Genomic DNA, 25,264 nt, shown 5'->3' on the forward strand with positions numbered 1-25,264 from the left:
GGCGCCGAGGTGAGGTACATTGGGTTTCTACATCCTTGAGCCGTGCAAGACCCGTGCTGGCTTCGAGGCCATCCCGGAAAACAAGCTCGCGTGGGACCTTGGAAAGGCAGAAGCCGCCCTCGCGGCCGCCGGCATCCCTACCATCGCGAACGCGGGCGTCATCCTCGTCGTCGACGCCGGGTGCGAAGTCTCGTTGTTCGAATCCGGAAAACTGCTCTTCAAGACGCCGAACAGGGCCCTCGCAGAGGAGTCGATGAACGCGGTACTCGACGTCATGAAGGTGTCGCGATGAACGTCGCGACGATCCGCAAGGAATTCCCGATTCTCATGCGGAGCCCGCCGCCAGCGTATCTTGATAACGCGTGCATGACGCTCAAACCACGCCAGGTCATCGCCGCCCTCACCCGCTACTACGAGGATTACCCGTTCTGCGCCGGCCGCGCCGTCTATGAAGGAGCGGCGACCGTGGAAAGAAAAGTGGAGGAGACGCGTGGCGCCGTGGCGCGACTCATCAACGCGGCCTCCAAGGACGAGATCGTCTTCACGCGAAACACGACGGAGGCCATCAACCTCGTCTCACGCGCCTTCCCGTTCGAGAAGGGCCAGACGATCGTCACGTCGGACAAGGAGCACAATAGTAATCTTGTACCGTGGCAACTCGCTTCACGTCTTCGTGAGACGCGCCACGTCGTCGTCTCGAGCACTCCCGACGGCGGGTTCGACCTCAAACGGTTCGAAGCGACCCTCGGCCGCGAAAGACCCGCGATGGTCTCGATGGCGCATACCAGTAACCTCGATGGGACGACGATCCCGGCCGCAGAGGTCGTCGCCGCCGCCCACGAGACGGGCGCGCTCGTCATGCTCGACGCCGCCCAATCGGTCCCACATGGGCCCTTCGATGTCCGCTCGCTCGACGTAGATTTGGCGGCCTTCAGCCTGCACAAGATGCTCGGCCCCACGGGAGTCGGCGTCCTCTATGGGAAGGCAGACGTTTTGGCGCGACTCGATGAATTCAACGTGGGCGGCGAGACCGTCCACGACACGACCTACGCGACGCACGAGATGAAGGACGCTCCGGCACGCTTCGAGGCGGGGCTCCAGGATTATGCGGGGCTCATCGCCGCCAAGGAGGCGGTTGATTACGTCGGGCGCGTCGGCCCCTCGAACATCGCCTTCCACGAGCGCGAACTCAACGCACAAATGGACGGGGCTCTCCGGGAGATCCCGGGCGTCTCGGTGCTCGGCCCCGTGGATCCACGGGAACGCGGCGGGATAACTTCCTTCAACGTCGCAGGCCTCGACCCGCACGAGGTCGCGATCCTTCTCGAAGACCTCTCCGGTGTCATGGTGCGCTCGGGTGATCACTGTGTGCACTCGTGGTTCAACGCGAACAAGATACCCGGATCGGTCCGGTCGTCCGTTTACCTTTACAACGACAGCGGCGACGTGGAAAGGCTGACGGACGGTGCGGAGCTCATAGCAAGGAAGCGATCAGGGGCGTCATCGAAGCGCGGTCCTGGTTGATGTGACACTCCGGGTGCGCCGGGGGTCAACCGAAGCGTAACTTCAGAGCGACCATGGAAAGCCCTAGCACGAGGCTCACGCCGTTCGCCAGTATCAACGGCAGCGCCCCAAGGATCAACCCGTAGACGAGCCAAAGTGAGATTCCAGCGCAAAAGACCACGAACATGGGAAGCGACACGTCTCGCGCCGATCTTGTGCGCCAGGTCTGGAGGATCTGGGGAAGGAGTGCGCTCGTCGTCAAGGTCCCTGCAACAATTCCGAGTATTGTGACGTCGTCCATCTCTCTTCGGCTCCCAACGCGATTCAGGCGTTCCCTTCGCGACTTTCGGCCTTGGACTCCAATATCTTCAGCTCGACTTCCGCGAGCGCTTCCTCTTTCTTCTTCTTGAGGTTGTTGAAGACGAACTCGTTTATTTCGCCGCGTTCCATCCGTCCCCGCGCGATCTCGATCTGGCCTCTAAGGTCGTCCCGCTTCGCCTCCAGGATCAATACTTCCTTGCGGGCCTTGGCCTCGGGGGACGTCTGCTGCGTGTCCCCGGCCGGCGCTTCCCGCGGGCGTTTCGGCTGCTCGTCCGTCTCGCGAAGTGCTTTCGAGCGGGGCGTGTAGGCGCGTCTACGCGGCCTTGTGAGGATGTATGCGGCTCCAACGAGCACCAGAAGGCCGCCGCCGATGACGAGCGGTGAGACGCCAAAGGGAGCGAAGGAATCGGGCGGTCCCGCGATAGGCGCGCCCTCGATCTCGAAAGTCGCGCCCAAGGCCGACGACCCGAGTTCTACGAGATCCGTCTGGTTCGTGGTCGCGTTTCTCGTCGCGTTGAACACGTTGACGCGCATCGAGACCGACGTTGGACCCGGCGACGCCCCCTTTCGGACCACGAAAGCGATCTCAACGGAGCCTGTGCCGTTCTCGGCGTCGAACGGTCCGGCCGCCTGGTCCGGTTCCGTCCATTCAACGTGTCCCGAGAACTGTGGCGTGATCTCCACAAGGCGAGAACCGTTGCCGTTGAAATTGTAAGTGAAAAGGACCGTGCCCGTGTCCCCCGGTCTTCCGGTCATGCTCTGCGAGGTCCACGAGGAAAACTCGAGGGAAGTGTCGACGTCGGCAGTTCGACCGGAGAAAGCCGAAGCGGTCGACACCGCTGCGAGTGAGAATAGGGCGGCAACGAGGATCTTGACCGAAGGCCGGTTCATCCGACTTCCATCGGGCGTCTCGCCAAAAGCCTGTCGTCGGCGGACGGTGCCCGGAGTTTCAGGCGCGACCAAAGGGCTTTAAGTAGCCCCTCTTCTTCCGACACCGGTGAACCGAATGGTGCCTACGCCTATCTTTCGGGTGAGCGGGAGTTTTCCGATGGGACACAAGACGTCGAACTTCAAGATCGAAGCCGTTGCAGCCGACGAGAAGGCCGCGCGCGAGTGGGTCTATTCAGTGCTGGGGAGCAAGCACGGGATCAACCGTCGCGTCGTGACCATCACCGATGTGAAGCAGATCAAGGTGGAGGATGCGACCGACCCCATCGCCGCTGCGAAGGAGCGCATGGCCTCCGGCGGCAAGATCTCGCCCCCTAAGAGGGCCCCCTGATGGAAGACAACCAGCGGATGGAGGCGTTCGCCGTCCTCGAGGAGCTCAAGTCCCAGTTCCAAGCCCTCGAAGGACAGCACGATTACCTTCAACAGGTCGTCGCCGACCTCGCGCGCGCGAAACGCACCCTTGAGGCCGTCAAAAGCGATGCTGATATGGAGGACCTCTTGGTCCCTGTCGGCGGCGGCAACTTCGTACGAGCGAGTGTCACGAACAAGGACAAGGTCATCAGCGCCCTTGGGTCTGGCGTCTCCGTGGAAGAAGGCCTCGAAGGAAGCCTCGCTCGCGTAGACGAACGACTCCAGGCCGCCGAACGGGCGAGCGACAGGCTACGCATGGAGATGGAACGCGTCGCCCAACAGCTCGATCAACTCGGCGCGGCGCTCCAAGGGTAGTTGATTCCCGTGGGCATGTTCGATTTTCTCAAGAAGAAACTCAAGACGTTCGAAGAGGATGTCGCAAAGACCCCGTCTTTTGAAGTCGTCGAGAAGAAGACCTCCGGGTCGCCGCAACCTTCCGAGAAGGCGCCGGCGGGCGAGACCAGGCACGCTTCGACTAGATTGCCCGAGAACTTTGCGGCGCCTTCTCCAAGGTCGGTGCCGTCACCTCCGGGAGCCGGTTCTGCTGCAAGGACGCCTTCGGCGACGCCAAAGACGAACGCGCCGTCACCGGTCGAGCCGCCGCGCTCCGAAGGCGGGAAACTCATTCCACGCGACCGTTTGGATGAGCTGCTTTACGACCTTGAACTAACACTCATGGAGTCGGACGTCGCGATGGAGGTCGCGGGCACGATTCGTGAGAACCTCAAGAAGTCGCTTTCGGGGCTCAGGGTGTCAAGCCCGCTTGACGCCCAAAAGAAGGTCGAGGCGGCGTTGCAAAGCGCCATCCTCGGCGTCCTTTCCGACAAGGTGTTCGACTTCGACCGGTTCATCCTCGAAGCGAAGAAGCCGGCGGTCATCATGTTCGTGGGCGTAAACGGAACGGGGAAGACCACGGTCGTCGCCCGCCTCGCACATCGGTTGCGCGAGAACGGGTACTCGTCCGTCGTCGCGGCAAGCGACACTTTCAGGGCCGGCGCGATAGAGCAATTGGAGAAACATGCGGACAACCTCGCGATAAAGATCGTGCGCCACGAAGCCGGTGGCGACCCCGCGGCCGTCGCATATGACGCGATCGAGCACGCGAAATCGCGTTCCAAGGACGTCGTCCTCATCGACACCGCCGGGCGCATGCAGACGAACACCAACCTCATGGACGAGATGAAGAAGATCAAGAGAGTCTCGAAACCCGACCTCGTCGTCTTCGTCGGCGACGCACTGGCGGGTAACGACGCGGTGGAGCAGGCGAGGAAGTTCGACGCCGCCGTCGGCATAGGCTGCGTGATGCTTACCAAGGTGGACACCGACAGCAAAGGAGGCGCCGCGATAAGCATCGCGCACGCGGTGGGAAAACCGGTCGCGTTCCTCGGCGTGGGACAGGATTACAAGGACCTCATCCCCTTCGACCCGCAGTGGTTGGTGGGGCGGATCTTCGAGAATTGAGGCAGCCGCCGCGTTCCTAGCGCCGGGCGGGGTCGTTCGTGGCGCTAGCATGCCTCCGTCGGCTTCGTTGCGTCGTTCTTGTGACCGGGTCGGAGGATCGGCGTCCGAAAAACCCCGCGCCAGTTTGCACGTAGCGAGTCGTCACCTGGGCCCGGTCATCGATGCCGTACAGCCGTCCCCGCGTGACCGAAGGTCGCGCCGCGTATGCATGGCGTCTCTCGTTTGAAGGTCTTGGTCCGTAGGACCCCGCCCAACGCGTACAGCAGTGAGTCGTCTTGCCCGGGCCGGGTTGGCGACGCTGTACGGTCGCCCCGCGCGACCGTAGGTCGCGCCGCGTGTGCACGGAGCGAGCCGTGCTGCGACACCCTTTTTAACCATCACTCCATAGCCGCGGACGTGTCCGGGACGCCCGGGGAAACCCCCGCCTCTCCAACCACACGACCACAGCTTGAGCCAAAGCTCAAGGAGAAGGGCTGGTCCGTGGCCTTGGAAAAGGAGATTTTCGAGCGCCTTCGTGGGAAGACTTTCGAGCCCACTTGGAAAACGGCCGTCGACCATGAGAAGGTTTTTGCCATCGACACGCCGCCGCCCTACCCTTCCGGCAAATGGCACATCGGGGCCGTGGCCCACTACGCCCTCATCGATGTGATTGCAAGATCGCGGCGCATGCTCGGCGAGAAGGTGCTCTTTCCCTGGGGCCTCGATCGTAACGGCATCAACATCGAACTTGTCGTCGAGAAGAAGTACGACAGGAAGATGCATACTTTCGACCGGCAGGAGTTCCTCGACCTTTGCCGGAAGGAGATCGAGCCTTTCAGCGCGGGGCTCATCCAGACGGCGCGACGCATCGGCATGAGTTGCGACTTCGAGAATGGGTACCAGACCGACAGTCCCGCCTACCGGGCGATGACCCAAAAGACGTTCATCGAACTCTGGAACAAGGGGCTCGTGGTAGAAGACCTGCGGCCGAACAGCTATTGCCCGGATTGCAAGACGACGATAGCGGACGCCGAGGTCTATTATGACGAGCGGGAGACGATCCTCTACCACGTGAGGTGGGACCTGGAGCGGCCGGTCAAGGCCGGAGCGGCCGGCGGCACCGTGGACCACTTCGTCATCGCGACGACACGGCCCGAATTGATCGCGGCCTGCCAGGTCACACTGGTCCATCCGGAAGACGAACGTTACCAGGGCCTCGCGGGCCATGGCCAAAAAGTGAAGGTGCCCACCTACGAACGGACGGTCGAGATCAGGGCGCACACGACGGTCGACAAGGAGTTCGGCACGGGCGCCATGATGATCTGCTCCTACGGCGACTTCACGGATGTCGCCATGTTCCGGGAGCTATCGCTTCCCGCTATCAACGCCATCGGGATGGATGGACGGATGACGGCCGACGCGGGCCACTTGCATGGCCTTTCGGTGAAACAGGCGCGAGCGGCCATCGTGGAGAAGTTGAAGGCCGAAGGACGCATCGTCAAAGAGGAGAAGAAACAGCAGAAGGTCCCCATCTGTGAGAGGTCGCGCACTCCTATCGAGATAATCTCGCTCAAGGAGTGGTACGTGAAACAGGTAGACGCACTCGACGCCCTCCGGGGGATCGCTGAAAAGATCGACTTCCACCCGGACAAGCACCGCGGCATCCTCCTCGATTGGGTGAACTCCATCACGATCGATTGGCCAGTGTCGCGCAGGCGCTACTTCCACACCGAGATCCCCGTCTGGTACTGCAAGTCATGCGGCGAAGCACACGTGCCCAACCCAGGCCCATATTACCAGCCGTGGAAGCAAGCGGCCCCGTCGGAAATCTCGAAGTGCCGAAAATGCGGCCATGCGGAATTCGCCGGGGAGGAGAAGGTGTTCGACACGTGGATGGATTCGAGTGCCTCGAACCTCTACGTCCTCCATTATCACGACGATCCCGCGTGGTTCAACCGCCAGTTCCCTTGCTCGTTGCGTCCACAGGGCCGTGACATCGTCCGCACATGGCTCCATTACACGCTGCTCAAAAGCCACTTGATACTGGGGAAGCCAGGCTTCGAGCACGTTTGGATAACAGGCCTTGGCATGGACGAGAAAGGCCGGAAGATGTCAAAGAGCCTCGGCAACGTCATAGATCCGGACGAGGTCCTCAACGCCCAGGGAGCCGATGCCTTCCGCTTCTGGGCGGCGAGTGAATGCACCATCGGGGACGACTTCCGCATCTCGAAGGACCGCATCAGCGGTGCCGGGAAGTTCCTCACGAAACTCTTCAACGTGGCGCGGTTCATCAGTTCCTTCGACGCTCCACCGGAAAGACCGGCCGAACTCCATCCGGTCGACGAGTGGATCCTCGCCGAGGTGAACAAGTTGACGCGGGAGTGCCGGGACGGCTACGAGGGGTTCGACTTCTTCACGCCGGCGAACGCACTCAGGAATTTCGTTTGGAACGTCTTCGCCCCGCATTACCTGGAAATGGTCAAGGGGCGCGCCTACGACAAGGACCCGAGCGCCCTCTGGACTCTTCACGAGGCGCTTCGCCGGGTCCTCTTGAACCTTGCACCTGTCTGTCCCTTCAGCACGACCCACGTCCACCACGCCCTTTACGACTCTGACGTCCACGACTCAAGGCTCCCGGACCCCATCGCCGGGGTAAAGGATTCGCTCGTCGAATTCACGGCCAAGGTCGAGGCGTTCAACTCCGAGGTCTGGAAGATCAAGAAGGACAAGTGCCTCCCCCTGAACGCGCCGCTATCTGGAGTACAGGTCCCGGCCGAACTCGCGGCGTTCAAGGACGCGTTCGTCGGCATGCACAGACTCCAATGATCCTTCGACTCCGCCCACCGAGGCCCGTCTCCCGCAGGTGCGTCGGCAATGCATGTCTTCCCCGCCTCCCATTGACGGTGGCCTTCAGCGGCGATACCCTGATCCCGGGGGCTTGCACCTACTTCCTCGAATCCTTGAACGCGCCGAGCGCTTTGGAATGTTCGACGGGTGCCAGCGGACCGCAACCGAGTACAGCCGTGCCCTTCACGCCGCAGCGGGGGCAGGCAAAGCAAGCGACGAGGATCTCGTCCGCGGGATCCGACGAACCTTCGAGCCTTCCTGCGTCGAGTAGCGTGCAATCCCCGGCCCTCGAGGTCCCCTTGCAAGAAAGGCAAAGGATCCGCGCGCCAGCGAGCACGGTGAAGGACGCTTCGAACCCGAGCGCCCGCTTCGCGGCGATCACGTCCGCCAACGTTTCGGGCGACGGCGCTCCTTGATGGATCGTGGATGCTTCATCGATGGCTTCGGTCGTGCACTTTCCTGCCGTGGTAAAGGGTCGTTTCGCGTACGTGGCGTCGAAGACGCTCGGTGCCCCGTCCCAAGCCGTGTCCCGTCATGGCCACCCCGCGAGCGCGTGTCGCGCCCCGTCAATGGGTCTTTCGTTTGGGCCGTCGCTTCACGTCCGCGCCGACGAAGTAGCCCCACAGGTGCTCAAGCGACGCTATGGCCACTCCGACCGTGCCGATGGCGATCGCGAGGAAGAACGCTGGAGGGCTCGCACCCTGCAGTGGGAGGCTCGCGATGAGCGCGACGCTTCCGAACATCAGGAGCACGGCGATCTCGAGGCGCGTGTTGTCCTTCACGACCGCGGGAAAGCCCGTCCCCTTCGGAAGCCGATGGTGGGCGTAGAGGTTCAACGCGACGGGGACCCCGACCGCCAATGCCACGAAGCCTAGGAAGAGCAGCGCGTTCCTCGATAGGTTCTCCGCCGCCACCGCCTCTGGTGTCGTGGCAAGGACGGTAAGGCCTACGAACGCGAACAGGCCTGCAAGGAGCAGCAGTATCTGCCGCAGCATAGTACCATCCATTGGTCGGGCACCCCCAGATATGCCTTGCGGTCCCGCATCTCTTCTTGTCGTATGTCCGTCTCATGAACGGCGCGGTGGCGGCGTCTCCACGTTCGCCTCGCCATGTCGCCAGGTCAAAGGCGCGTCCGGCGGAAGCGCAGGTACTTGCCGCCGCTGTGGAAAAGTATCTGTTTCTTGACGGAGTGCGCGACACGGATGATGCCGGAGACTTCCGGCCAGGGTCTCGAGAATCCCGCGGGGAGCGCATGGATCAGGTACGGCGCGTGGCCTTTTCTAGCGTCGGACCGGTAAACGCGGAAGTGGCTCCCGTACTTGTAACCTGTCTTGACGATGAGGCCGCGGCCGCGGAGATCCTTGTAAGTGGCGTAGCGCAGTTCGAAATCCGGTTGGATGGCGCGGGCGATCTCGAGAAAACGCGCTCTTGTGACCTTGTCTTCCGATGAATCGACGATCTCGAGTGCTAGCGTCTCGTGGAGGAAGAGGGCCTCCAACATTGAGATCTGCAGCCCCTTGCCGACGGTCTTTCCGAAGAACGGGTCGCCATGGAGCAGGACAGCGAGTCCTTCGTCCCAGAGCATTGCGCGGTCCGCGAGGAGCCGTATCGTCCCGGCCCCGACCTTGGAGGGCGCCCCCACTTTCCCCTCCGGTTCCATCGTGTCCACGTCGTAGAAGGTCACGTCACCCTCCTCGTCCACGATGGCGACCACCACGGTCTTCGCCCATTCGGCGCATTTGGTCGCGACTTCGACGAGGTACGCCGGCTCGAAGTTCCCACGTTCGGAGAAAGGCAGGACGACCGAATCGCTGGCGGTCTTCCCGGGAAATCCCCCGCGTGGGTAGAGATGGAAGGTCCCGTCCTCGGCCTCCTTCACGAGGAACCCGCGTTTTCGAAGGTCGCGGTAGACCATGTACCGGGCCTCGTAGTCGCGTTCGAGCTGGGAACCGACGGAAAAAAGCCTCGACTCGCCGATGTCGCCGTCGTTCTCCAGGATCTCGAGCCTTCCCGATTCGGTGAGGAACTGCGCCTCGAGCAGCGTCAACTCGAGTGAACCCCCTTTGAGAGGCGTTCCGAACCCGCCCTTGTTGTATAGGCTATTGGCCTCCGGTTCGGGCGAGACGATGATGCGGTCCTTTTCGAGTCGTCCAGGCATTGCCGGTAGCCGTCTAGCCGCTCTCGGTCTATAAACCTGGTTAGGCGGCTTCAGGCGCTTCTCACGAACATCAGGTGCCTCATGTCGCCGGCCTGCGATGCCTGGGCGTCCGTCGCCTTCGTGTTCCTCTGATATGCGATGTTCATCGCACCGTCCGGCGTCATTGCGACCTCGAAGAAGTCATGAAGGGCCTGCAAGTCTCTCCCCGCGTAGAGGACACCGGGCGTCGCTAGCGTGAAATCTACGGAGGACACGTCGGCACCAGGCCTTACCACGCCCGCGTAGAGGCGCCACTCGCTCTTGTCGCTCACGGGAAGGTCCTTCGTTCCATAGAAGGCGAGCCCCAATGAACCGTCAGGCCCGGCGCTTCCCGTGAAGTAGTCGAGGTAACCGGTGAAGGGTGAGACATCGGTCGTCGTCCATGTCGCCCCATGGTCGCTTGACTTCGACACCGAGACGCGCGTGCCTTTCTCCACCGAGTCGCCGTCGCCGACCTCGGCCATCACGTACGCGGCTCTGTCGCCTCCGACCGCGACTATGGGGTAGCGCAGCACGCTGTCATAGTGGGCGGCGGTCGAGGGTTTCCCCCACGTTGCGCCCTGGTCGGCGCTCACGAGCATGATGACGTCGGTCGCGGCGCCAGCACCCGCCGTCGAGTATTGCGCCATGTACGCGTAATCGCCGTTCCGTTCCGCTTCGCCGTGCGCCCAACCGATGGAGGGAAGCCCCGTCCCGGGCGTCCACGTGAGTCCGCCGTCCGCTGAACGATAGTAGATGTAGCGTTCGCCCGGCACACTCGCACCGTTGTTCCCGAGATAATGGACGATTCCGTTTCCTTGCGCGAAAAGCCACGGTCGGTCGTCCGCTTGGCTCGAACGGTGGGCCGGGAGGCTGTATTCCCATTTACGCCCGCCGTCGCTCCATACGTGGAAGTGCCCGTCGGCAAGATACGTGTCTTCGAAGTAGATCCAATCCCGCCCGTCTATCGCGATGTCGCCCTCGTCGCCCACGTAGAGCGTGTGGGCCGCCCCCGGTGAATCGGGTTCCACCCAGGTCTTTCCCTGGTCGCGGCTCACGGCGAACCAGGAGCCCGGGTAGGGCCAACTATCGGGCCGTTCGAGGTCTTTGTGGGCGGTGTAGAAAAGGTTGCCCTTGGAATCGGCGGCGATCCCGGGTTCGTAACCGATGCCTTGGAGGTCGACGGGCGGAAGGAAGGACAATACGTCGCCGACATCGACGCGAGGCACATCCGGCGAGTCGCCGTCCGGTGCGCCTGGTCCTTGCGGCAGGGAGACGCACCCGGCGGAAAGGACTCCAAAGGCAAGAAGTGCGAGGAGTCCCGGTCTTGTCATCGTCTCGACCATGAAAGCTTGCGGCAAGGCCATTAATGTTCTTGTCGGGAAGGGTCGGCGTTAAAGGTTCTTTTCCGCGTAGCGGAGCACCGACTCGAACACGGCCTGCCCGTCGCCCGGGCCCTCTGCCTTCCCGGTCCTCGTCCAATTGGGGTCCATCCACTTGTAGAACGAGCGCTCCGGGTGCGGCATCATCCCGAAGACGTTGCCTTCGCGGTTAGAGAGGCCGGCGATGTTCATCGGCGCCCCGTTGGGATTCCACGGGTAGCCGGCATACCTGCCGTCCTCATCGACGTAGCGAAAGACGATCTGGTCATGATCCGCCAGGGACCGCAGCAATCTCGCGGTTTTCTCGCGCGGCATGAGGAGCTTTCCCTCGCCATGCGCCGAGATGATCTTCAGGACCTTTCCCCGTTTGATGCCTCGCGTGAACGCGCACGTCCCGCGGGATTCATGCTTCAAAAGGACAGGCCTGCACTCGTAGTGCGCCGAATCGTTGATGTGGAGGACCGCCTCGGGAACGGGGGCGAAATGCGACTCGATGGCCGGCAGGAGGCCCAATTCGACGAGTACCTGGAATCCGTTACAGACGCCACCGATGGGTTTGCCGTCGGCCACGAACCGCTCGATGTCGGCCCCCAGGGCGCTACGCATCCTTGCCGCGAAGATGGCTCCCGCGCGTATGTAGTCGCCGGCGGAAAAGCCGCCCGGGACGAACAATGCATGGTAGTCGGCGAGTCTTCGCATATCCTCGTCCCGAAGGCGCTTCGAGGTGAGTTGATTGAGATGCACGAACTCGGGGGAGGCGCCAAGGTCCTCGAACGCGGCGAAGGTCTCGTCCTCGCTGTTCGTCCCCTCCATTCGAAGGATCGCCACCTTGACGTCCTTTCGCCTCACCAGCCCACCGCCTTCACAAGACCCTTCTCCCACTTCGAGCGGGCGTCGGCAAGGCTTACACTCGCCCGCTTCTTTCCGGCGACCTTGAACTGGAGGGTCTTTCCCCCGGTCGCCCCGATCCGGGAGACGGGGACCTTCGCTTTCTTGAAGTGCGTCTCAAGGTCCTTTAGGGATCGGGCCTCAAGGACCCAACGCGTGTTGGATTCCGAAAAGAGCGCCACGTCGGGCGAAAGATCGCCGTCGAGTGCGACCTTCGCTCCGAGGTCGCCGCCGAAGCCCATCTCGGCAAGCGTCACGGCGATGCCGCCGAGGCTCACATCGTGCGCTGCCCTGACGAGGCGCTTCTCGATGGCGGTGACCACGGCCTCGCTCGCCCTCCTTGACAGGTCGAAGTCGACTCGGGGCGCGGTGCTCGACGCGCCCCCGGCGAGGCGGTGGTACTCCGACCCGCCCATCTCGTTCTTGGTGACCCCCACGAGAAACAGCGGCGAACCGCTCTTCTTCAAGTCGCTCGTCACGCACTTTCGGATGTCGCGGACGATCCCTGCGCCGAGCATCGAAGGCGTCGGCGGGATAGGGCCCAGGGGGCCCTCGTTGTAAAGCGAGACGTTCCCGGACGCAAGCGGCACGCCGAAGCTTCTCGCGAAGTCGCCAAGGCCCTTCGCGGATTCGTTGATCTCCCACATCCGCTCGGGCAGCTCGGGGTTCCCGAAGTTGAGGCAATCGATGAGGCTGTCGAGGCGCGCTCCGACGCTCGCAAGGTTCCGCGCGACCTCGTCGCAGGCACCGGCGGCGCCCCAATAGGGGTCGACCTTGCACACGGCCGGGTTCACGTCGGTCGTGAGCGCGAGTCCCCTCCAAGACTTCCGAAGGGGCTTCAGCACCGTCGCATCCCCATGCGTGTAGCTTCCCATCTTCCCCTGGAGCGGCTTGATCGTGGTCGCGGCGCGGACCTCGTGGTCGTACATCCGGACCACTGCCTCGCGCGATGCGATGTTCGGGGCAGCGAGGAGCTTGAGCAAGACGGAAGAGTAGTCGGGCCTCGCTTTTGGAGGGCTTTCGATCTCCGGGCGCGCCGGGGCCCGTATCGGGCGTTCATACACCGGCCCTTCGTAAAGGAACTCTGAGTCCATGTCGAAGATCTTCGCTCCGCGCCATGTGACGCGCACCCGTTTTTCCGGGATCACCTTGCCGACGACCGACGCCTCCACGTCCCACTTCTCGCATATCGCCAAGACCTCAGGGAGGTCGCGGTCGGTGACGACAAGCATCATCCGCTCTTGGCTTTCGGAGACCCACACTTCCCAAGGACGCATGTCCGCCTCCTTGAGGAGCACCTTGTCGAGTTCGATGGCTGCGCCGAGGCCGGCATCGCGCGCCATCTCCCCGGCGACACAGGAAAGGCCTCCGCCGCCGAGGTCCTTCATGCCTTGGAGGAGGCCGCGTTCCGTCGCCTCGAGGCACACGTGGATGACCGGTTCCTTCGTTATTGGGTCTCCTAGCTGTACGGCGCCGCGCGATTCCGATTCGGATTCCTCGTGGAGGTCGGCGCTTGCGAAGGTGACGCCGTGTATCCCGTCGCGGCCCGTGCGCCCCCCGATGAGGACGTAGTTGTCCCCCACGGCCTTGACCCATGAGTGGACCAACTTCTTGCGTCGAAGGATGCCGATGCAGCCGGCGTTCACAAGGCAGTTGGTGAGGTAGCCTTCGTGGAAATAAACGGACCCCGCGACGGTCGGTATACCGACACGGTTCCCGTAGTCACGGATCCCGCCGACGACCCCGCCGAAGAGGTAGCGCGGGTGTTTCACGCCCTTCGGAAGCTTCTCGAAGGCGATGTCCGGCGGTCCGAAGAACAGGGGGTCGACCAGTGCTATGGGTTGCGCCCCCATGCAGGTTATGTCGCGAAGGATCCCCCCGACGCCGGTCGAGGCACCACCGTACGGCTCGATCGCCGACGGGTGGTTGTGGCTTTCCATCTTGACGGCGTAGGCCCAATCCTTGTCGAACGGGAGGACGCCGGCGTCCTCACGCGCTATTATCTTCTCCTCGTGTATCCCGTAGACGTGGCGCTTCAGGACAGACCTCGAACTCTTGTAGCAGCAGTGCTCCGACCACGCCTGCCCGAGCGCTTCGAGCTCGATGTCTGTCGGTTCGCGCCCCGCGGCCTTGAAGTGCCTTTGGACTTGCAACATCTCGTCCTTTGAGAGGCCGATGAAAGTCTTCTTGGAGATGTCGGCCAACTCCGCGTCCGTTGCGTCCCGGATCGCTATCTCGTAGACGGCGGGCTCGGCGATTATGGCCCGCGGAGCGGGCATCACGGCACCCGCTCGATGGTGATCGTGTAATTGTGGATGACGGGGTTTGTGAGCAGTTTGCGGCACATCTCGTCCGCGGACTGCTTCGCAGCCGCCTCGTCGGGCGCGTCCAACTCGATCGCGTAGAGTTTCTCCGCCCTCACCGCCTTGAGTCCCGGAAACCCGAGCAGTTCCAGCGCTTTCTTGGTGTTCTTGCCCTCGGGATCAGTCACGCCTTTCTTCAGTCCAACGCGCACTACGGCTCTGTACATGACCCCACGATTCGCGATAAAGCCGTGCCCGTATTAAGCGTATCGTCGTGGTTTTCTCCTTGAGACGACCGCAAGTAGCGCAACCGCGACAAGCACTGTCAAGCCCGATGGACCTGGCACGGGGGCGGGGGCGCTCTTGGCCTTTTGAGCGCCATTTTCATCGTTTGCGGGGGATAGATTGCTCTGGTCGTAAAGAGGCGTCCGGAATGAATACCCGTCCTTGAAGCTGACGCGGGCCTCGACGACGTCGTGGGGTCCTAGCGCCGGAATCGTGATCGTTCCGCCAGGAGGGCGTAAGGGCCACGTCCTCTCCCCTGCCATCACCGTGTAACTCGCGCCCGCCACGGGCGCCGCCCCGAAGGTCAACGCGATGCGGCCATCACCGAGCGGGCGAGCGGTGGTGACCCACACCGGGGCGCCGAGGCACTGGGCCTTGAGGGAGAACATGAGACCGGTCTCGAGCGCCTCATCGCCAGAACGAACGGTCACCGTTTCCGGCTGTTCCGCGCAATCCGAGAGGACGCGAAACGATAGGCGGAGGTCGTAGATGCCATCGATGCCGTTCCACGTCGCGCCCTTTTCGTCGTGGGTGACCGGGAAACGAGTGCACGCCGCCGCGTTCGAAAGGCGCTTCTCGTCGCTCCATCTTGAACGCGCGTGGGGTTTGAGCGACGCGTCGACCATCCGGCTTGAATGCGCGTCCGTGCATACCTCCAGTTCGTCCCCGTCCGAGGGGTCCACTTCCACCAAGGCGTCGAAGACCGCACGGGTCCCCGCGTAGGAGGGGACCCCCGGCGGTTCTACGACGCCGAGCCCATGGCCAAGCGGCATGAGGAGCGACGCAAAGACGAGGAGCGTCGAAAGGACTCCGCTTCGAAGCGTCAAACGGTCACCTCCAGGGTGAGCGTGAACCTCGACGTTCCCGGCTTCAAGGGCCGGCCGGTGTCTACGTCGATACTCAACACGATCTCACCATCGATGTACTGCGGCAGGGCAAGCGTTGCCCGCCCCCCTGCGAGGGCTCCGACCGTGAGTCTCTCGCCGGAAGAGTCGACAAGTTGCGCGGTCCCGTTGACGCGCTCGATCTGGAATCCAGCCGAGGAATCGTTGCCGCTCAAAGTGATCTCCAGGCGCCTATCCGCGAGTCCCCCTCCAAGCGTCAGGGGGACGTCTACGGTGAGGCGCGTCGGCCTATCATCGCCGGTCCTCGCGTGCATCCTCGTCCGGTTGGCTTCGAGCGAGACCCAGGCGCCGAGACGGATGTGCCCGGTGGCTGTGAGCGAGCCCGCCAATGTGAAACGGACCTCGTAGCGACCGCCCTCCTCGTTTGCGGGGACGGTGAGGTTTAGCGCGACGCTCGTCGACCCCGCAGAACTGTTCGCCGCCATGGTGACCGGCCACGCCCTCCCCCGTCCCTCCCAGTCCACCACCGCGACCTCGAACCTGCTTCCCCTCGCCTCGTCCGGGGCCTCCCAGTTGTCGTCTTTCAAGACGACCGTCGCATCCACCATGTGGGTCGTGAGGTTCGCCAGTTGGAATTCGCTGCCTTCGCGCCGCTTCGAATCAACATGCCATTCCACGGCGCTGGACAATGGCGAGTCGGCGACGGCAATCTCCGTCTGCCAGGTAAGTGAGCGCGTCCCGTTCGACGAAATGGACGAGAGTCGTAACTCCAGGGTTCGAGTCTCGGATAGGAACGGCGGGGCCTCGAGCGTCAGCCTCCCGCCCGCGGCGCGAAGCGTCGTTGCCTCTTCGGCTCCAGATAGGCCGAACCCCGCGTCCCGCACGTCCGAGATCGCCCATTCGACGGACGCCGCATCCTCGGGGAGCGAGATGGTGACGTTCAGCGTCCCACCGGGTGGGAACAGTCGGGTGTCGATGCTGGCGTCAAGACGCGCGCCGGCGTCGGGGACGACTAGGTCCACGGAGGTAAGGAGGTTGCCCGCGGCCCCCGTAGGGTCGGTCTCGTAGATCGATAGCCGGTACGTCCCGGAGGCGAGTCCAGGAGAGAGCTGTAGTTCGAAGGGGATGAGCGCGAACCCCGTGCCGTTCTCTTTGACCGTGACGAACCGGGTGCTTGTCGTAGGCTCGGTCGCAAGGGACAAATTCGAGAAAGGTGCGTGTTCGCCTGATCGGGCGATAGCCGCCGTCGTCCACATCGAGGCATTGACCTGGTTGGACCCACGATAGAGGCGGGCAATGATGTCCGGAAGCCCCGGGACCCCGGCGGAGTCGAGGGGGCCCGTGCCGAAGTTCTTGTCCCCGACCTCCAAGAGACCATGCGCCTCGATCCCGTTCTCCGTCGCCACGACATCCAGGGCGGTGATGGGCTTCGCAAAGGGTCGTGAGTCAAGGATGCGGAAAGTCCGCGTGACGCTTGTCGTGTTCACACTCGCTGTGACGCTGTAGTTTCCCGCAGCGAGTGGGGAAAGGATGAACGCGTCTTCGAACTGTGCGCTCGTCGCGTTTGGCAAAAGAGCGCGCCCGATGTCGTCGATCTCGCGTCGCTCCACGTCGACGACGCCCCCGGGAAGACCGGCCCCGTGCCGCCGGTAAGTGAACGTCAGTCGAAGCCCTGAAAGGCCGTTCCCGTCCTCGACCGTCACACGCGTCGTGAGTTCTTGGCCGGCGTACTTGGTCTTGTTCGCCGCGTTGACGGTGTCGGACGTGAGGTTCACGTAGGTAGGGTGGTCGGGCACCTCGACCGCCACATCGAAGGATTGTCGCGTTGTCGACTCGTCGCCGGAGACGGGAGGGACAAGCTGGCCTATGAGTAGTATGACGATTAGCGTGCCGCGGGCCGATGACAGGGTCTCACCCCCACGGCCAGAACGAGGATCGCGGACCCTGTGGATGTGCCTTATCCGCGCATGGTCGCCGAAAGTATTACTTGAGCACCGTCATGGTCTTGCAGCCTGGGCAGGGCTGTTTGAGCGGCCTCGTGCCATTGTCCTCCAGCGTGAAGACCGTGGCACAGGTCCGGCATCGGACCCTCAGGCGCTTCACAGTCTTCTCATGCGGCTCGCCCTCGGCCGCAACACCTGCCGAGGTGGGCACTTCGCCAAGCATCTCTGACGTTATCTCACCCTCGGTGCCGCAACCGGGGCAGACGTGCTTCAACGGTCGCGATCCCGTGTCTTCCACGTCGAACATCGTATCGCACGTCCCGCAGCGAAGCGTTATGACCGATGATGCGACGGGCGGTGCCACACCTGCGCCGGTCGCGGCGGCGCCCGCCGCCGCGGCCTTCGGCGCCGTCCGCTCGCTCATGACGCCGAAGTACACCAGCGCCGCCAAGAACAACAGCACGACGACCTCAAGGATCGTGGCGATGAGCACGGCCGTGCCCCCTTCGCGCCCAAGGCCTGCAGCACCGATGGCGCCGAGGAGAAAGACGGCCACCGCGGCTACAAGACCGCGGATCGCCCAATCGCGGCGGTCGACGTTGTCCCACGTCTTCATCCGGGACACGAGGGCGTCGGCGCTCACCTTCCCGCCTTGCCCCGTCATCTTCCGTCGCCTCCCATGGAGGCTTCGAGCTCGCTCATTGCTTCCACCTCACGAACGCCGCGTAACCCCCGAGCGCCACGGCCATGAGGGCGATGACGCCGAGCGTTGTAACGCCGCCTATGAACTCGTCGGGGATGAGCCCCGCGCCCTTCACCGTGAAACTCGCCGCGTTCGCCGCAGTGTCCTTCGAGCCATCGTTGTAGTTGACGACGACGTCGACCGTGTAGCCGCCCGCAGAGCCGGGCGTATACGTCGCGGAGTAGAGGCCGTCGCCCGCCTTCTGGTCTCCCAGAAGTCCGTCGTCCCTCATCGGGACCGTGGCGACGACCTTGCCCGCGACCTTGATGACCGCCTCAACGCTTGCCACGGGCTTGGCCGGGCTGAAGACCGGCGCCGTGATGGGGATCACGCTTCCCTGACGCACCGCCGTCTGCGGAACGTTGACGCTTCCCACCACACCGGCTTTCTTCAAGGTCACGGTGTGGACGACGCTGGAACTAAGCTGCCCTAGCGTACCCGTCACACGGATGAGGTACACGCCATCGGTGAGTTGGTCGACTTCCCAGGTGACACTGCCATCGCCGCTCCTGTTGGACGCGATCGCGACCGGGGACTGCCCCTGCTTTTCGTATGTGACGTCGACTTTCACGCTCTGGCCCGACTCGTGCTGCGCGGTCCACGCGATGTCGCCAGTCTCGTTCACGGTCGCGCCGTTCTTCGGCGTCACTATCCGCACCGTCGGGGCCTTCGCCGTGCCTCCGATGAGGAACGGTTGCGTTCCGTTCTGGAGCGCCTTGACGTTACCCACGCCGTCAGTTGCGCGGATAGTGTAGCTCACCGAAGCGCCGTTCACCAGGAGGTCCGTGAATTCGCCCGTGTACGAGTCTGAACCGGCCACCTTCGTGAGCGCCAACGTCTTTGGAAGCCCCGTCGCGTTCAGTATGTATGACGCAACGACCTCGTCGATACCTGTGAGAGCGTCCTCAGCCGTCACGTTCACCACACGCCCGGTCGGCAAGTGGGAGACGGTCGGCGGCGTCGCGTCGACCATCACGGAGACGTTCGTCGTCGCCCCGCGGTTTCCCGCATGGTCCACGGCATAGAACTCGATGAGGTAGACGCCATCCTGCCCGGACGCCCCGACCGTGAAGGCGTCCGCGTAGGCGTTGAAGGCCCCCGCGCTCGCCCCTCCAAGGGTCGCCCGCCAATGGACGCCTTTCACGCCGGACCCCGCGTCCGTCGGAGTGGACAGGGTGATGCCGGTCGTAGGCGAGATGGCGATAGATGGTTCCCCGGCGATGTCTGAAGCGCCGTCGAAGCTCTCCACCGGCGCCTCCGGCGCGGAGCCGTCCACCTTGAACTGGAACGACACGTTGCTCTGGGCGTTCGTCGTATCGACCGCTACCACTTCCACGGTGACCGTGTCGCCATCCGCGAACGTGGCCGTGTACCTGGCATTGACGCCGCCCGCCGTCGCGGCCTTGGTGGCCCCGACGACGGCGCCGTTCACTTTCATCGTGACGCCGCTCGCCGCGATCGACGAGTCGAGCGCGTTGGCCTCGATCGTCGCGGTGAGGTTCGTCCAACGCTTGCCGTCGTCGCCCGTCTTCCAGCTCGTGGCACCAACGGACAAGGCGGGCGAGACCACTTGGATCTGCGGCGCGAGGCTCGTCCCGACAACGAACGCGAAGAAACCAAGAAGGTTCGACCGACCGGCCTTGTCGGTGGCAAGGATGCTGTACGTGTGCACGCCCGAAGCCGTGAACGACGCCGTCGCGGACCAGTTCTTGTCCGTCGCGTTCGTCGACGTGCGGTTCATGGCGTAGAGCGTCGACGTCGCGTTCGGGAAACTGACGTTGACGAACACGGTGTCGATGTTCTCTATCCCGGCGTTGTCCGTGACCAGGACGGTGAACGTGAGCGGTGTGCCGACCTCCACTTGGGGCGTGCCGCTTGCGTTCGCCGCCGTCGTCGAAAGCCGGGGCGTTGCGATATCGGGCCCTGCGAAGTCGCCTATCGTGAAGTTGAACGGGCCCAACGTGGCGCTGTTGTTGTTCGCATCGAACGCCGTCACGTTGAACGTGTAGTTCCCGAACGCCTCCGACGAGGCCGCCGGCATCTGGAAGCTGTACGTCCACGCTCCCGCCTGCTTTGCGGCGGCAGGGGCCGACGCGCTCGCGTTGACCTTGCGCTCGGCTCCCTTGAAGACGTCGATGAAGACGGCGTTCACGTAGAAGTTGTCCGAAACGCTCGCGGTCAACGGGATGAAGGCGGCCGCCGAATAGCTCACGTTCGCAACGATGTTCGCGCCAAGCGTCGTCCCGGAGGCCGTGGCCCCAGTGATGACCGGCTTCTGGTTCGGGGACTCAAGGATCGTGAAGTTCCGTGGCGGCGTCGAGACGTCGGACTCACCGAGGCTGTTCGAAGCGTAGATCTGCCACTGGAAGAACCCGACGCCGGTCCACGCGGGGACGGTCGCGACATAGGTCCCCGTCGTCTTCGCTCCGCCGCCGGAGCGCGTCATGACGTAACTCGCCGTGACGCCGGGGCCCGTGACATTGACCTTCGTGTCGATGAAGACGCCCGACGTCCCAAGGTCCGCTATGAAATCGAGCGTGAGCGCGTTCTGGCCATCATATGCGCTTGCGGACTTGATGAATTGGAGCGAAGAGAAGGTCAGGCTGTTGAACTTGAGGGTCGCCGATATGTTCGTGAGGTTGTAAGCGGGGGTGGTTGCGTTGCTCGTGGCATTGAGCGTGATGGTCGCCCCCGCGCCATTGACCTGGTTTCCCGGGGCCCCGATGGTCACGGTCACGTTCGCGACCTCCAACGGCCGAAGTGTCACGCGCGCAGGCGTGCCGGAGACGAATGAAGAATGGTTGCTCGAGAACGACACCGTCCACGCGTTCGTCGTCGTGTTGAAGACGCTTATCGGATTCTTGTCGAGCGAGATCGTGTCGTTCAAAGTACCGAGGTTGACCAGCGTGAAATTGACGGTCTTCGCCTCGCCCGGAAGGAGCGAGACGCCCACGGTCTCGTTCAAGCCTTGCTGCCTCGATTCGGAAAGCCAATCGGTCTCACGGCAGAGGCTCGCAAGCGTCGTCGTGCCGATCTTGCAAGGGCCGTCCGGGTAGAGTTCGAGCCTGTTGCTATGGAGTCCCACGAGGATTGTCATGTTGTGCGAGTGGAACGGTTGGTTCTTCGACGCCGCGACGAGGTTGAAGGTCACGAAGTCCCCGACGCGCGCCCCGGAGGGGATCGAGGCCTTGAATTTCACGAGGATGGAAGAGCCCGCCGCCACCGACGCGGTCCTGAAGTTCGGCGACGTGAGCGGTGAACCGGCCGCGTCGAAGAGTTGGCTTCCGCCGTTCGTCCATTGGCTAGTCGTCGTCCCGCCCGTCTGGCGGTTCGGCATGTTCACGCCTCCATTGGTGGTCGTGACGCTGAGGTCGAACTCGTCGGGGGTCGTGAGTGTGCTCTTGTTGAAGATGACGACGTCGATCGTCTGGACGCTCGCGCTGGAATGCGTCTTCGACAGGAACTTCTCCTTGAAGACGGGAGCGTACGCGCCCACGATGATGTCGCGCGTGTTCGAAAGCCTCACGTTCCCTGCAAGGTCCTCGACGTGCGCTTGCAACGCGTACTGGGCGTTGTGGATGAGGACGATGTCCGTGAACGTGAACTCCTTGCTTTCTGCGGCCGCGCCCTTCTGCGCCGCGCTAGCGCCCTTGAACACGGTCCCGTCCGGAAGTGTCGCCGTGTAGTTGATCTGGACCGAGAACGGTCTCGCGTCGCTCGCCGTCACCTTCGCCGTCGCCCTGCAGTTCGCCTCCGCGAGGCTCAATGTCGCCTCGACGCAGTTCTTCGTGAACGTGGCGGGATCCGTGACCGTGATGACGCTCACCGTCGGCAACGTCCTGTCGAATACGATGGTGGTCTCGTCGCTGTTGAAATCGACGAGCGATTCGCGCCCGGCCGTGTCCGTGGCGCGCACGCGGATCGTGTAGTTCAGCTCCTGGAAGCCGGCGAAGTTGGTGACGTTCGTGAAGTTCATGAGCCCCGACGCGTCGAAAAGCTCCTTGTCGAACGCCATCGGACGCTCGTGGACCGACGAGTCGCTTGCGTTGATGAATTGGAGGAACACCTTCGTCTTGTCGACGCCTATCGGGTCGCTCACCGTCACGTTGAACGCAAGCGACACGTCCGAGTCGCCCTTCACGTGGAAGCGCCCACCGGCGGGAAAGACCGCGACATCGTCGGCCCATGCTGTGCCCTTCGAATCCTCGAAATCGAGGGCGATCACGAGCTTAGTCGCTCCCGTCGGCACGGAGGGGAGGACGAACGCGGAAGTCTGGTAGTAGGTCCACTCCGTCGTGGAAGTGACGGGCCCGACCTTCGAAACGACGCCGTTCGCCACGGTGGCCCCCGTCGAGTCCACGTAGAGAAGCTCGATCGAGAAACCGCCGCTTCCTGAGACGCCTGCGGTCTTTATCCAACCGCTTAGGTTGTACGGGGCCCCGATGGCGAGCTTGCTCGTTACGTCCTGCGTCAATCGCCCGAGGCTCGTCTCGGTCGTCTCCACGCCCTTGGCGCTCGTTGCGCCCCGTTTCATGATCGTCGTGTCGGCCGTGTACGTGCCGGTCCCCGTCGACGTCGTCCAACCCGTTAGCGCTGACTCGAACCCGGGGTTGGTGATCGCCGTCGAGGCGTCTCCGCGGCCGAAGATGAACGCCGAGGCGACGTTCGGCCCCGACGTGTCCTCAAGGCTGAAAGTCCGCGCAGGGTCGGTCGTGACGCCGTTACCCGCTTGGTCGGTGACCGTTACCCGGAAAGTGAACGCGCCCTCCTTCGTACAGAGGAATTCGGTCGTGTAAGTCCCGAGGCCGTTCGCAGAGTTGCCTTGAAGGCTCATGAACTTCTCCGCCGAGGCGCACGGAGCGCCTGGGCCCGTGATGACGAGCTTCACGCCGTTACCTGGCGTGATCTTGAAATTGTCATTCGCGTCGACGGAGAACGTCAACGTCTTGCCGGCTTGGAACGCGGTCCCGCTGGCGACCCCGACCTGCGTGACGGTGACCGCGCTCTGGGTCGGTGCGGTCGTGTCCTTGAACTGGAACGTGTGGGTCGTCCCGTCGTCGACGAACGTGCTCGACGCCGTCGAGGGGTTCGCCCGGACGTTCGCCGCCTTGTCCTGCGCCTTCACCTGATAACGGAAGGTGCCGAACGTGCTCCCGAGCGAAAACGTCCCCGAGAAGCTGTTGGCGGTGCCGTTCGGCGCCATGGCAAGGGTCGTGAAAACGGTCGTTGCCGGAAGCGGCCCCGTGATCTCTACGAACGGGTTCCCAGCGAGGTTCCCCTCGGCGTCCGTCACACTTGCATTGATGAAGTAACGGTCGGTCCCGCTCACCCGGAGATCCACCTCGCCGCCGCGAGGATGCGGGGTGATGACAGGTGGGCTGATGATCGGCGCCGTGTTGTCCACCGCGAGCACGGTGTTCGTCTCGGTAAGCGTCGCCGAGATGGCTCCACTCGTGTCACCCGCGGCCTTGTTGGAGTCGCGCGCCGTTATCGGGACCACGAACGTGTAAGCACCCTGGTCGGGCACGTGGTTCGAGTCGAGCACGACCCGAAGAGTGCACGTGGCGCTTGCGCCCCCCGCGACCGTCGACGCGCAGGAACCCGAATCAAGGGTGAAGGACGTGCGCTTGTTGTGGGCGGCATCGTCGATGCCATCGAGGAGCACCTTCGTGGCGGCGAGGTCTAGCGCCAACGTCGATGCCGTCGCTTCCCCTGTGTTCCTGAGGTTCACCCGCACATCCAGCGTGTTGGTCGAGCCCGTCCCGGAACTCACGAACGTGTCGGCCGAAGTGACGATGACGGTGCGGCCGCTCGCGGGCCCCGCTATCGTCGGCGCCGTCTGGATGTCCACGCTGATGCTGGTGGCCGAGACGCTTGCACCTGTGGCCGTCGCCGAAGCTCCCATCGTCCGGTCGGAGGTGGACGCTGAATAATCGACATCGAAATCGTAGTTCTTCGATTGGGCGGCGCTGATCGTTTGCGTCGCGGAGCCCACGGCCGTTATCGAGTCGAGGCCTCCGCTCGACGTCACGGCGCCAGTGACAGCGATATCGCTCGTCGCATGGCTCTTCACCGTCACGCGGTAGCCGAGGTTGTCCTGGTCCGCGGTCGCCTTGCAAGAGGAAGAACAGGACGAGGGGTCCGTGATGGTGAAGGAAGTGACCTCGAGGACTTTGCGGGTTAGTGGGTTGGCTCCGGCATTCCCCGTCGTGGTCCAGTCGGACGATGCTGCCGGTTTGAAGGCCCATGCATATGTGAACGAGAACGCGTCAGACGGTGCTGAGTCCTGCGTTGCAGGGGCCTGGGAGACCCGCGCCGTAAACATCGTCGCCGCCGCGCCGGGAACAAAGTAAGATGCCGGGGCGGTTGCCGTCCAAGTTATCTGGTTCTGGTTCGCCGAAACCGTCCAACCGGTCGGCGCTCCATCTGCCGTACTAAACGTGTACCCGGAGCCGCCCGATGGAGCGACTAGCGTAACCGAACTGAGGTTCTTCGAACCCGTGGCGGGGACTTGGACGGTGATTGAGAGGGACACGGGACCCGCCGTGGGTGCGTCCGCGTAGAAACTGGTCGGTGTCAAGATGTATCCGGTTGGTCCGGAGACCGTGATTGGGGGCGCGGTGACGACAAGGTTCCTCACGGCGACCTTCGGGGAGCTGGCAGCAGGCACAACAAAACTGTCGGCAGGCGGTGATGAGGTGTTCGTGACGTAGGTGGTGACGCCCCAAGCAGTGTCGGCGTCGGTCGCCATGTTGCAGGCGGCCAGCCCGAGCTTGAACACGAGTCCGGCGGCGGGGAGGCTCCCTCCAGGGTTGGTCAATGGATCAACCACGAAGGACCAGCGGGCCGCATTCTGAGATTCGGGAATGGTACCCGTCGGGGGGTCTGAGTTGTTTAGCCACCCGGTGGGCGGTTGCACGAACGAGGAGTCGACGTCGCACTTCGTACCGCCGCTCGTAGGCGGAGTGAAGTCCACTTGGCGCACGGGGGCGTCTGCACCGCCGACGGTTCCCGGTTTTACCGTTATGTTGAATTGGCGCGGAGCGCCGCCAAGGATAAAGCTGTCTCGGTCGAGACTGGCGTCTGCGGTCGATCCGGCGTGGTTGGCAGACGCGGTGTCGGCCGTGAGTAGGGCGGCAACGAAGACTATAGCAAGCGCCAAGAAGAGCACTCGTGTCGGCGGGCGAGGGGCATGCTGCAGGCTACGGTGTGTCTTACTCACGTCTATAC

At 63.3% G+C, this 25,264-nt stretch carries 19 protein-coding genes; 6 read left to right on the forward strand and 13 right to left on the reverse strand.

The annotated features are described in order from the left end of the window. Window positions 1-19 precede the first annotated feature (19 nt). Entirely contained in the window at window positions 20-292 is a 273-nt protein-coding gene (locus HY556_06500) for a hypothetical protein (protein ID MBI4393428.1), read from the forward strand. After that, the gene (locus HY556_06505; protein ID MBI4393429.1) at window positions 289-1,524 is read left to right on the forward strand and encodes an aminotransferase class V-fold PLP-dependent enzyme; all 1,236 of its coding nucleotides are present in this window, start codon (window positions 289-291) and stop codon (window positions 1,522-1,524) included. The genes HY556_06500 and HY556_06505 overlap by 4 nt, the downstream gene beginning before the upstream one ends. Window positions 1,525-1,549: 25 nt before the next feature. Here HY556_06505 and HY556_06510 read toward each other — a convergent pair whose 3' ends face one another. Then, window positions 1,550-1,804: a SemiSWEET transporter gene (locus tag HY556_06510; protein MBI4393430.1), complete on the reverse strand. Its 255-nt coding sequence runs from the start codon at window positions 1,802-1,804 to the stop codon at window positions 1,550-1,552. A gap of 23 nt (window positions 1,805-1,827) precedes the next feature. Next, window positions 1,828-2,715: a hypothetical protein gene (locus HY556_06515; protein MBI4393431.1), complete on the reverse strand. Its 888-nt coding sequence runs from the start codon at window positions 2,713-2,715 to the stop codon at window positions 1,828-1,830. Window positions 2,716-2,872: 157 nt separating this feature from the next. Between HY556_06515 and HY556_06520 the strand changes: the two genes are divergently transcribed. From HY556_06520 to HY556_06535, 4 genes are all read left to right on the forward strand, one after another. Further along, window positions 2,873-3,103: a 50S ribosomal protein L18a gene (locus HY556_06520; protein ID MBI4393432.1), complete on the forward strand. Its 231-nt coding sequence runs from the start codon at window positions 2,873-2,875 to the stop codon at window positions 3,101-3,103. Continuing rightward, window positions 3,103-3,498, forward strand: coding sequence for a prefoldin subunit alpha (gene pfdA / locus HY556_06525; protein MBI4393433.1), 396 nt, complete (start codon window positions 3,103-3,105; stop codon window positions 3,496-3,498). The genes HY556_06520 and pfdA overlap by 1 nt, the downstream gene beginning before the upstream one ends. 15 nt (window positions 3,499-3,513) lie before the next feature. Beyond that, window positions 3,514-4,644 carry a signal recognition particle-docking protein FtsY gene (gene ftsY, locus HY556_06530; GenBank protein MBI4393434.1) on the forward strand — a complete coding sequence of 377 codons (1,131 nt, stop codon included), beginning with the start codon at window positions 3,514-3,516 and terminating at the stop codon, window positions 4,642-4,644. Between the two features lie 204 nt (window positions 4,645-4,848). Beyond that, window positions 4,849-7,449: a valine--tRNA ligase gene (locus HY556_06535; GenBank protein ID MBI4393435.1), complete on the forward strand. Its 2,601-nt coding sequence runs from the start codon at window positions 4,849-4,851 to the stop codon at window positions 7,447-7,449. 118 nt (window positions 7,450-7,567) lie between these two features. On the opposite strand, the gene HY556_06540 is transcribed toward HY556_06535, so the two are convergent. The 11 genes from HY556_06540 to HY556_06590 form a co-directional block, all read right to left on the reverse strand. After that, window positions 7,568-7,861, reverse strand: a complete 294-nt coding sequence (locus tag HY556_06540) for a hypothetical protein (GenBank protein ID MBI4393436.1) — start codon at window positions 7,859-7,861, stop codon at window positions 7,568-7,570. A gap of 175 nt (window positions 7,862-8,036) precedes the next feature. Further along, complete coding sequence (locus HY556_06545) at window positions 8,037-8,477, reverse strand: hypothetical protein (GenBank protein ID MBI4393437.1); 441 nt, start codon at window positions 8,475-8,477, stop codon at window positions 8,037-8,039. A gap of 113 nt (window positions 8,478-8,590) precedes the next feature. Then, a complete protein-coding gene (endA, locus tag HY556_06550; protein MBI4393438.1) occupies window positions 8,591-9,628 on the reverse strand; it encodes a tRNA-intron lyase in 1,038 nt (345 codons plus the stop codon). Window positions 9,629-9,678: 50 nt separating this feature from the next. Further along, window positions 9,679-11,013, reverse strand: a complete 1,335-nt coding sequence (locus HY556_06555) for an exo-alpha-sialidase (protein MBI4393439.1) — start codon at window positions 11,011-11,013, stop codon at window positions 9,679-9,681. A gap of 27 nt (window positions 11,014-11,040) precedes the next feature. After that, on the reverse strand, window positions 11,041-11,877 hold the full coding sequence (gene purQ, locus HY556_06560) for a phosphoribosylformylglycinamidine synthase subunit PurQ (GenBank protein ID MBI4393440.1): 837 nt from the start codon (window positions 11,875-11,877) through the stop codon (window positions 11,041-11,043). Continuing rightward, window positions 11,874-14,195, reverse strand: a complete 2,322-nt coding sequence (gene purL, locus HY556_06565) for a phosphoribosylformylglycinamidine synthase subunit PurL (GenBank protein MBI4393441.1) — start codon at window positions 14,193-14,195, stop codon at window positions 11,874-11,876. Before purL ends, purQ begins: the two co-directional genes overlap by 4 nt. Then, window positions 14,195-14,446 carry a phosphoribosylformylglycinamidine synthase subunit PurS gene (gene purS / locus HY556_06570; GenBank protein ID MBI4393442.1) on the reverse strand — a complete coding sequence of 84 codons (252 nt, stop codon included), beginning with the start codon at window positions 14,444-14,446 and terminating at the stop codon, window positions 14,195-14,197. Before purS ends, purL begins: the two co-directional genes overlap by 1 nt. Window positions 14,447-14,479: 33 nt before the next feature. Beyond that, a complete protein-coding gene (locus HY556_06575; GenBank protein MBI4393443.1) occupies window positions 14,480-15,331 on the reverse strand; it encodes a hypothetical protein in 852 nt (283 codons plus the stop codon). Beyond that, window positions 15,328-17,145, reverse strand: coding sequence for a hypothetical protein (locus tag HY556_06580; GenBank protein MBI4393444.1), 1,818 nt, complete (start codon window positions 17,143-17,145; stop codon window positions 15,328-15,330). Before HY556_06580 ends, HY556_06575 begins: the two co-directional genes overlap by 4 nt. A 187-nt stretch (window positions 17,146-17,332) precedes the next feature. Then, complete coding sequence (locus tag HY556_06585; GenBank protein MBI4393445.1) at window positions 17,333-17,956, reverse strand: hypothetical protein; 624 nt, start codon at window positions 17,954-17,956, stop codon at window positions 17,333-17,335. Window positions 17,957-17,990: 34 nt separating this feature from the next. Then, window positions 17,991-25,256 carry a hypothetical protein gene (locus HY556_06590; protein MBI4393446.1) on the reverse strand — a complete coding sequence of 2,422 codons (7,266 nt, stop codon included), beginning with the start codon at window positions 25,254-25,256 and terminating at the stop codon, window positions 17,991-17,993. Between the last annotated feature and the right edge of the window lie 8 nt (window positions 25,257-25,264).

The organism is Euryarchaeota archaeon (genome assembly GCA_016207515.1).
Classification (GTDB): Archaea; Thermoplasmatota; SW-10-69-26; order JACQPN01; family JACQPN01; genus JACQPN01.

Coding starts and splice junctions, on each gene's coding strand:
- HY556_06505 (MBI4393429.1), top strand. CDS start 289: ATGAACGTCGCGACGATCCGCAAGGAATTCCCGATTCTCATGCGGAGC.
- HY556_06510 (MBI4393430.1), bottom strand. CDS start 1,804: ATGGACGACGTCACAATACTCGGAATTGTTGCAGGGACCTTGACGACG.
- HY556_06515 (MBI4393431.1), bottom strand. CDS start 2,715: ATGAACCGGCCTTCGGTCAAGATCCTCGTTGCCGCCCTATTCTCACTC.
- HY556_06520 (MBI4393432.1), top strand. CDS start 2,873: ATGGGACACAAGACGTCGAACTTCAAGATCGAAGCCGTTGCAGCCGAC.
- pfdA (MBI4393433.1), top strand. CDS start 3,103: ATGGAAGACAACCAGCGGATGGAGGCGTTCGCCGTCCTCGAGGAGCTC.
- ftsY (MBI4393434.1), top strand. CDS start 3,514: ATGTTCGATTTTCTCAAGAAGAAACTCAAGACGTTCGAAGAGGATGTC.
- HY556_06535 (MBI4393435.1), top strand. CDS start 4,849: ATGCATGGCGTCTCTCGTTTGAAGGTCTTGGTCCGTAGGACCCCGCCC.
- HY556_06545 (MBI4393437.1), bottom strand. CDS start 8,477: ATGGATGGTACTATGCTGCGGCAGATACTGCTGCTCCTTGCAGGCCTG.
- endA (MBI4393438.1), bottom strand. CDS start 9,628: ATGCCTGGACGACTCGAAAAGGACCGCATCATCGTCTCGCCCGAACCG.
- HY556_06555 (MBI4393439.1), bottom strand. CDS start 11,013: ATGGCCTTGCCGCAAGCTTTCATGGTCGAGACGATGACAAGACCGGGA.
- purL (MBI4393441.1), bottom strand. CDS start 14,195: ATGCCCGCTCCGCGGGCCATAATCGCCGAGCCCGCCGTCTACGAGATA.
- purS (MBI4393442.1), bottom strand. CDS start 14,446: ATGTACAGAGCCGTAGTGCGCGTTGGACTGAAGAAAGGCGTGACTGAT.
- HY556_06585 (MBI4393445.1), bottom strand. CDS start 17,956: ATGACGGGGCAAGGCGGGAAGGTGAGCGCCGACGCCCTCGTGTCCCGG.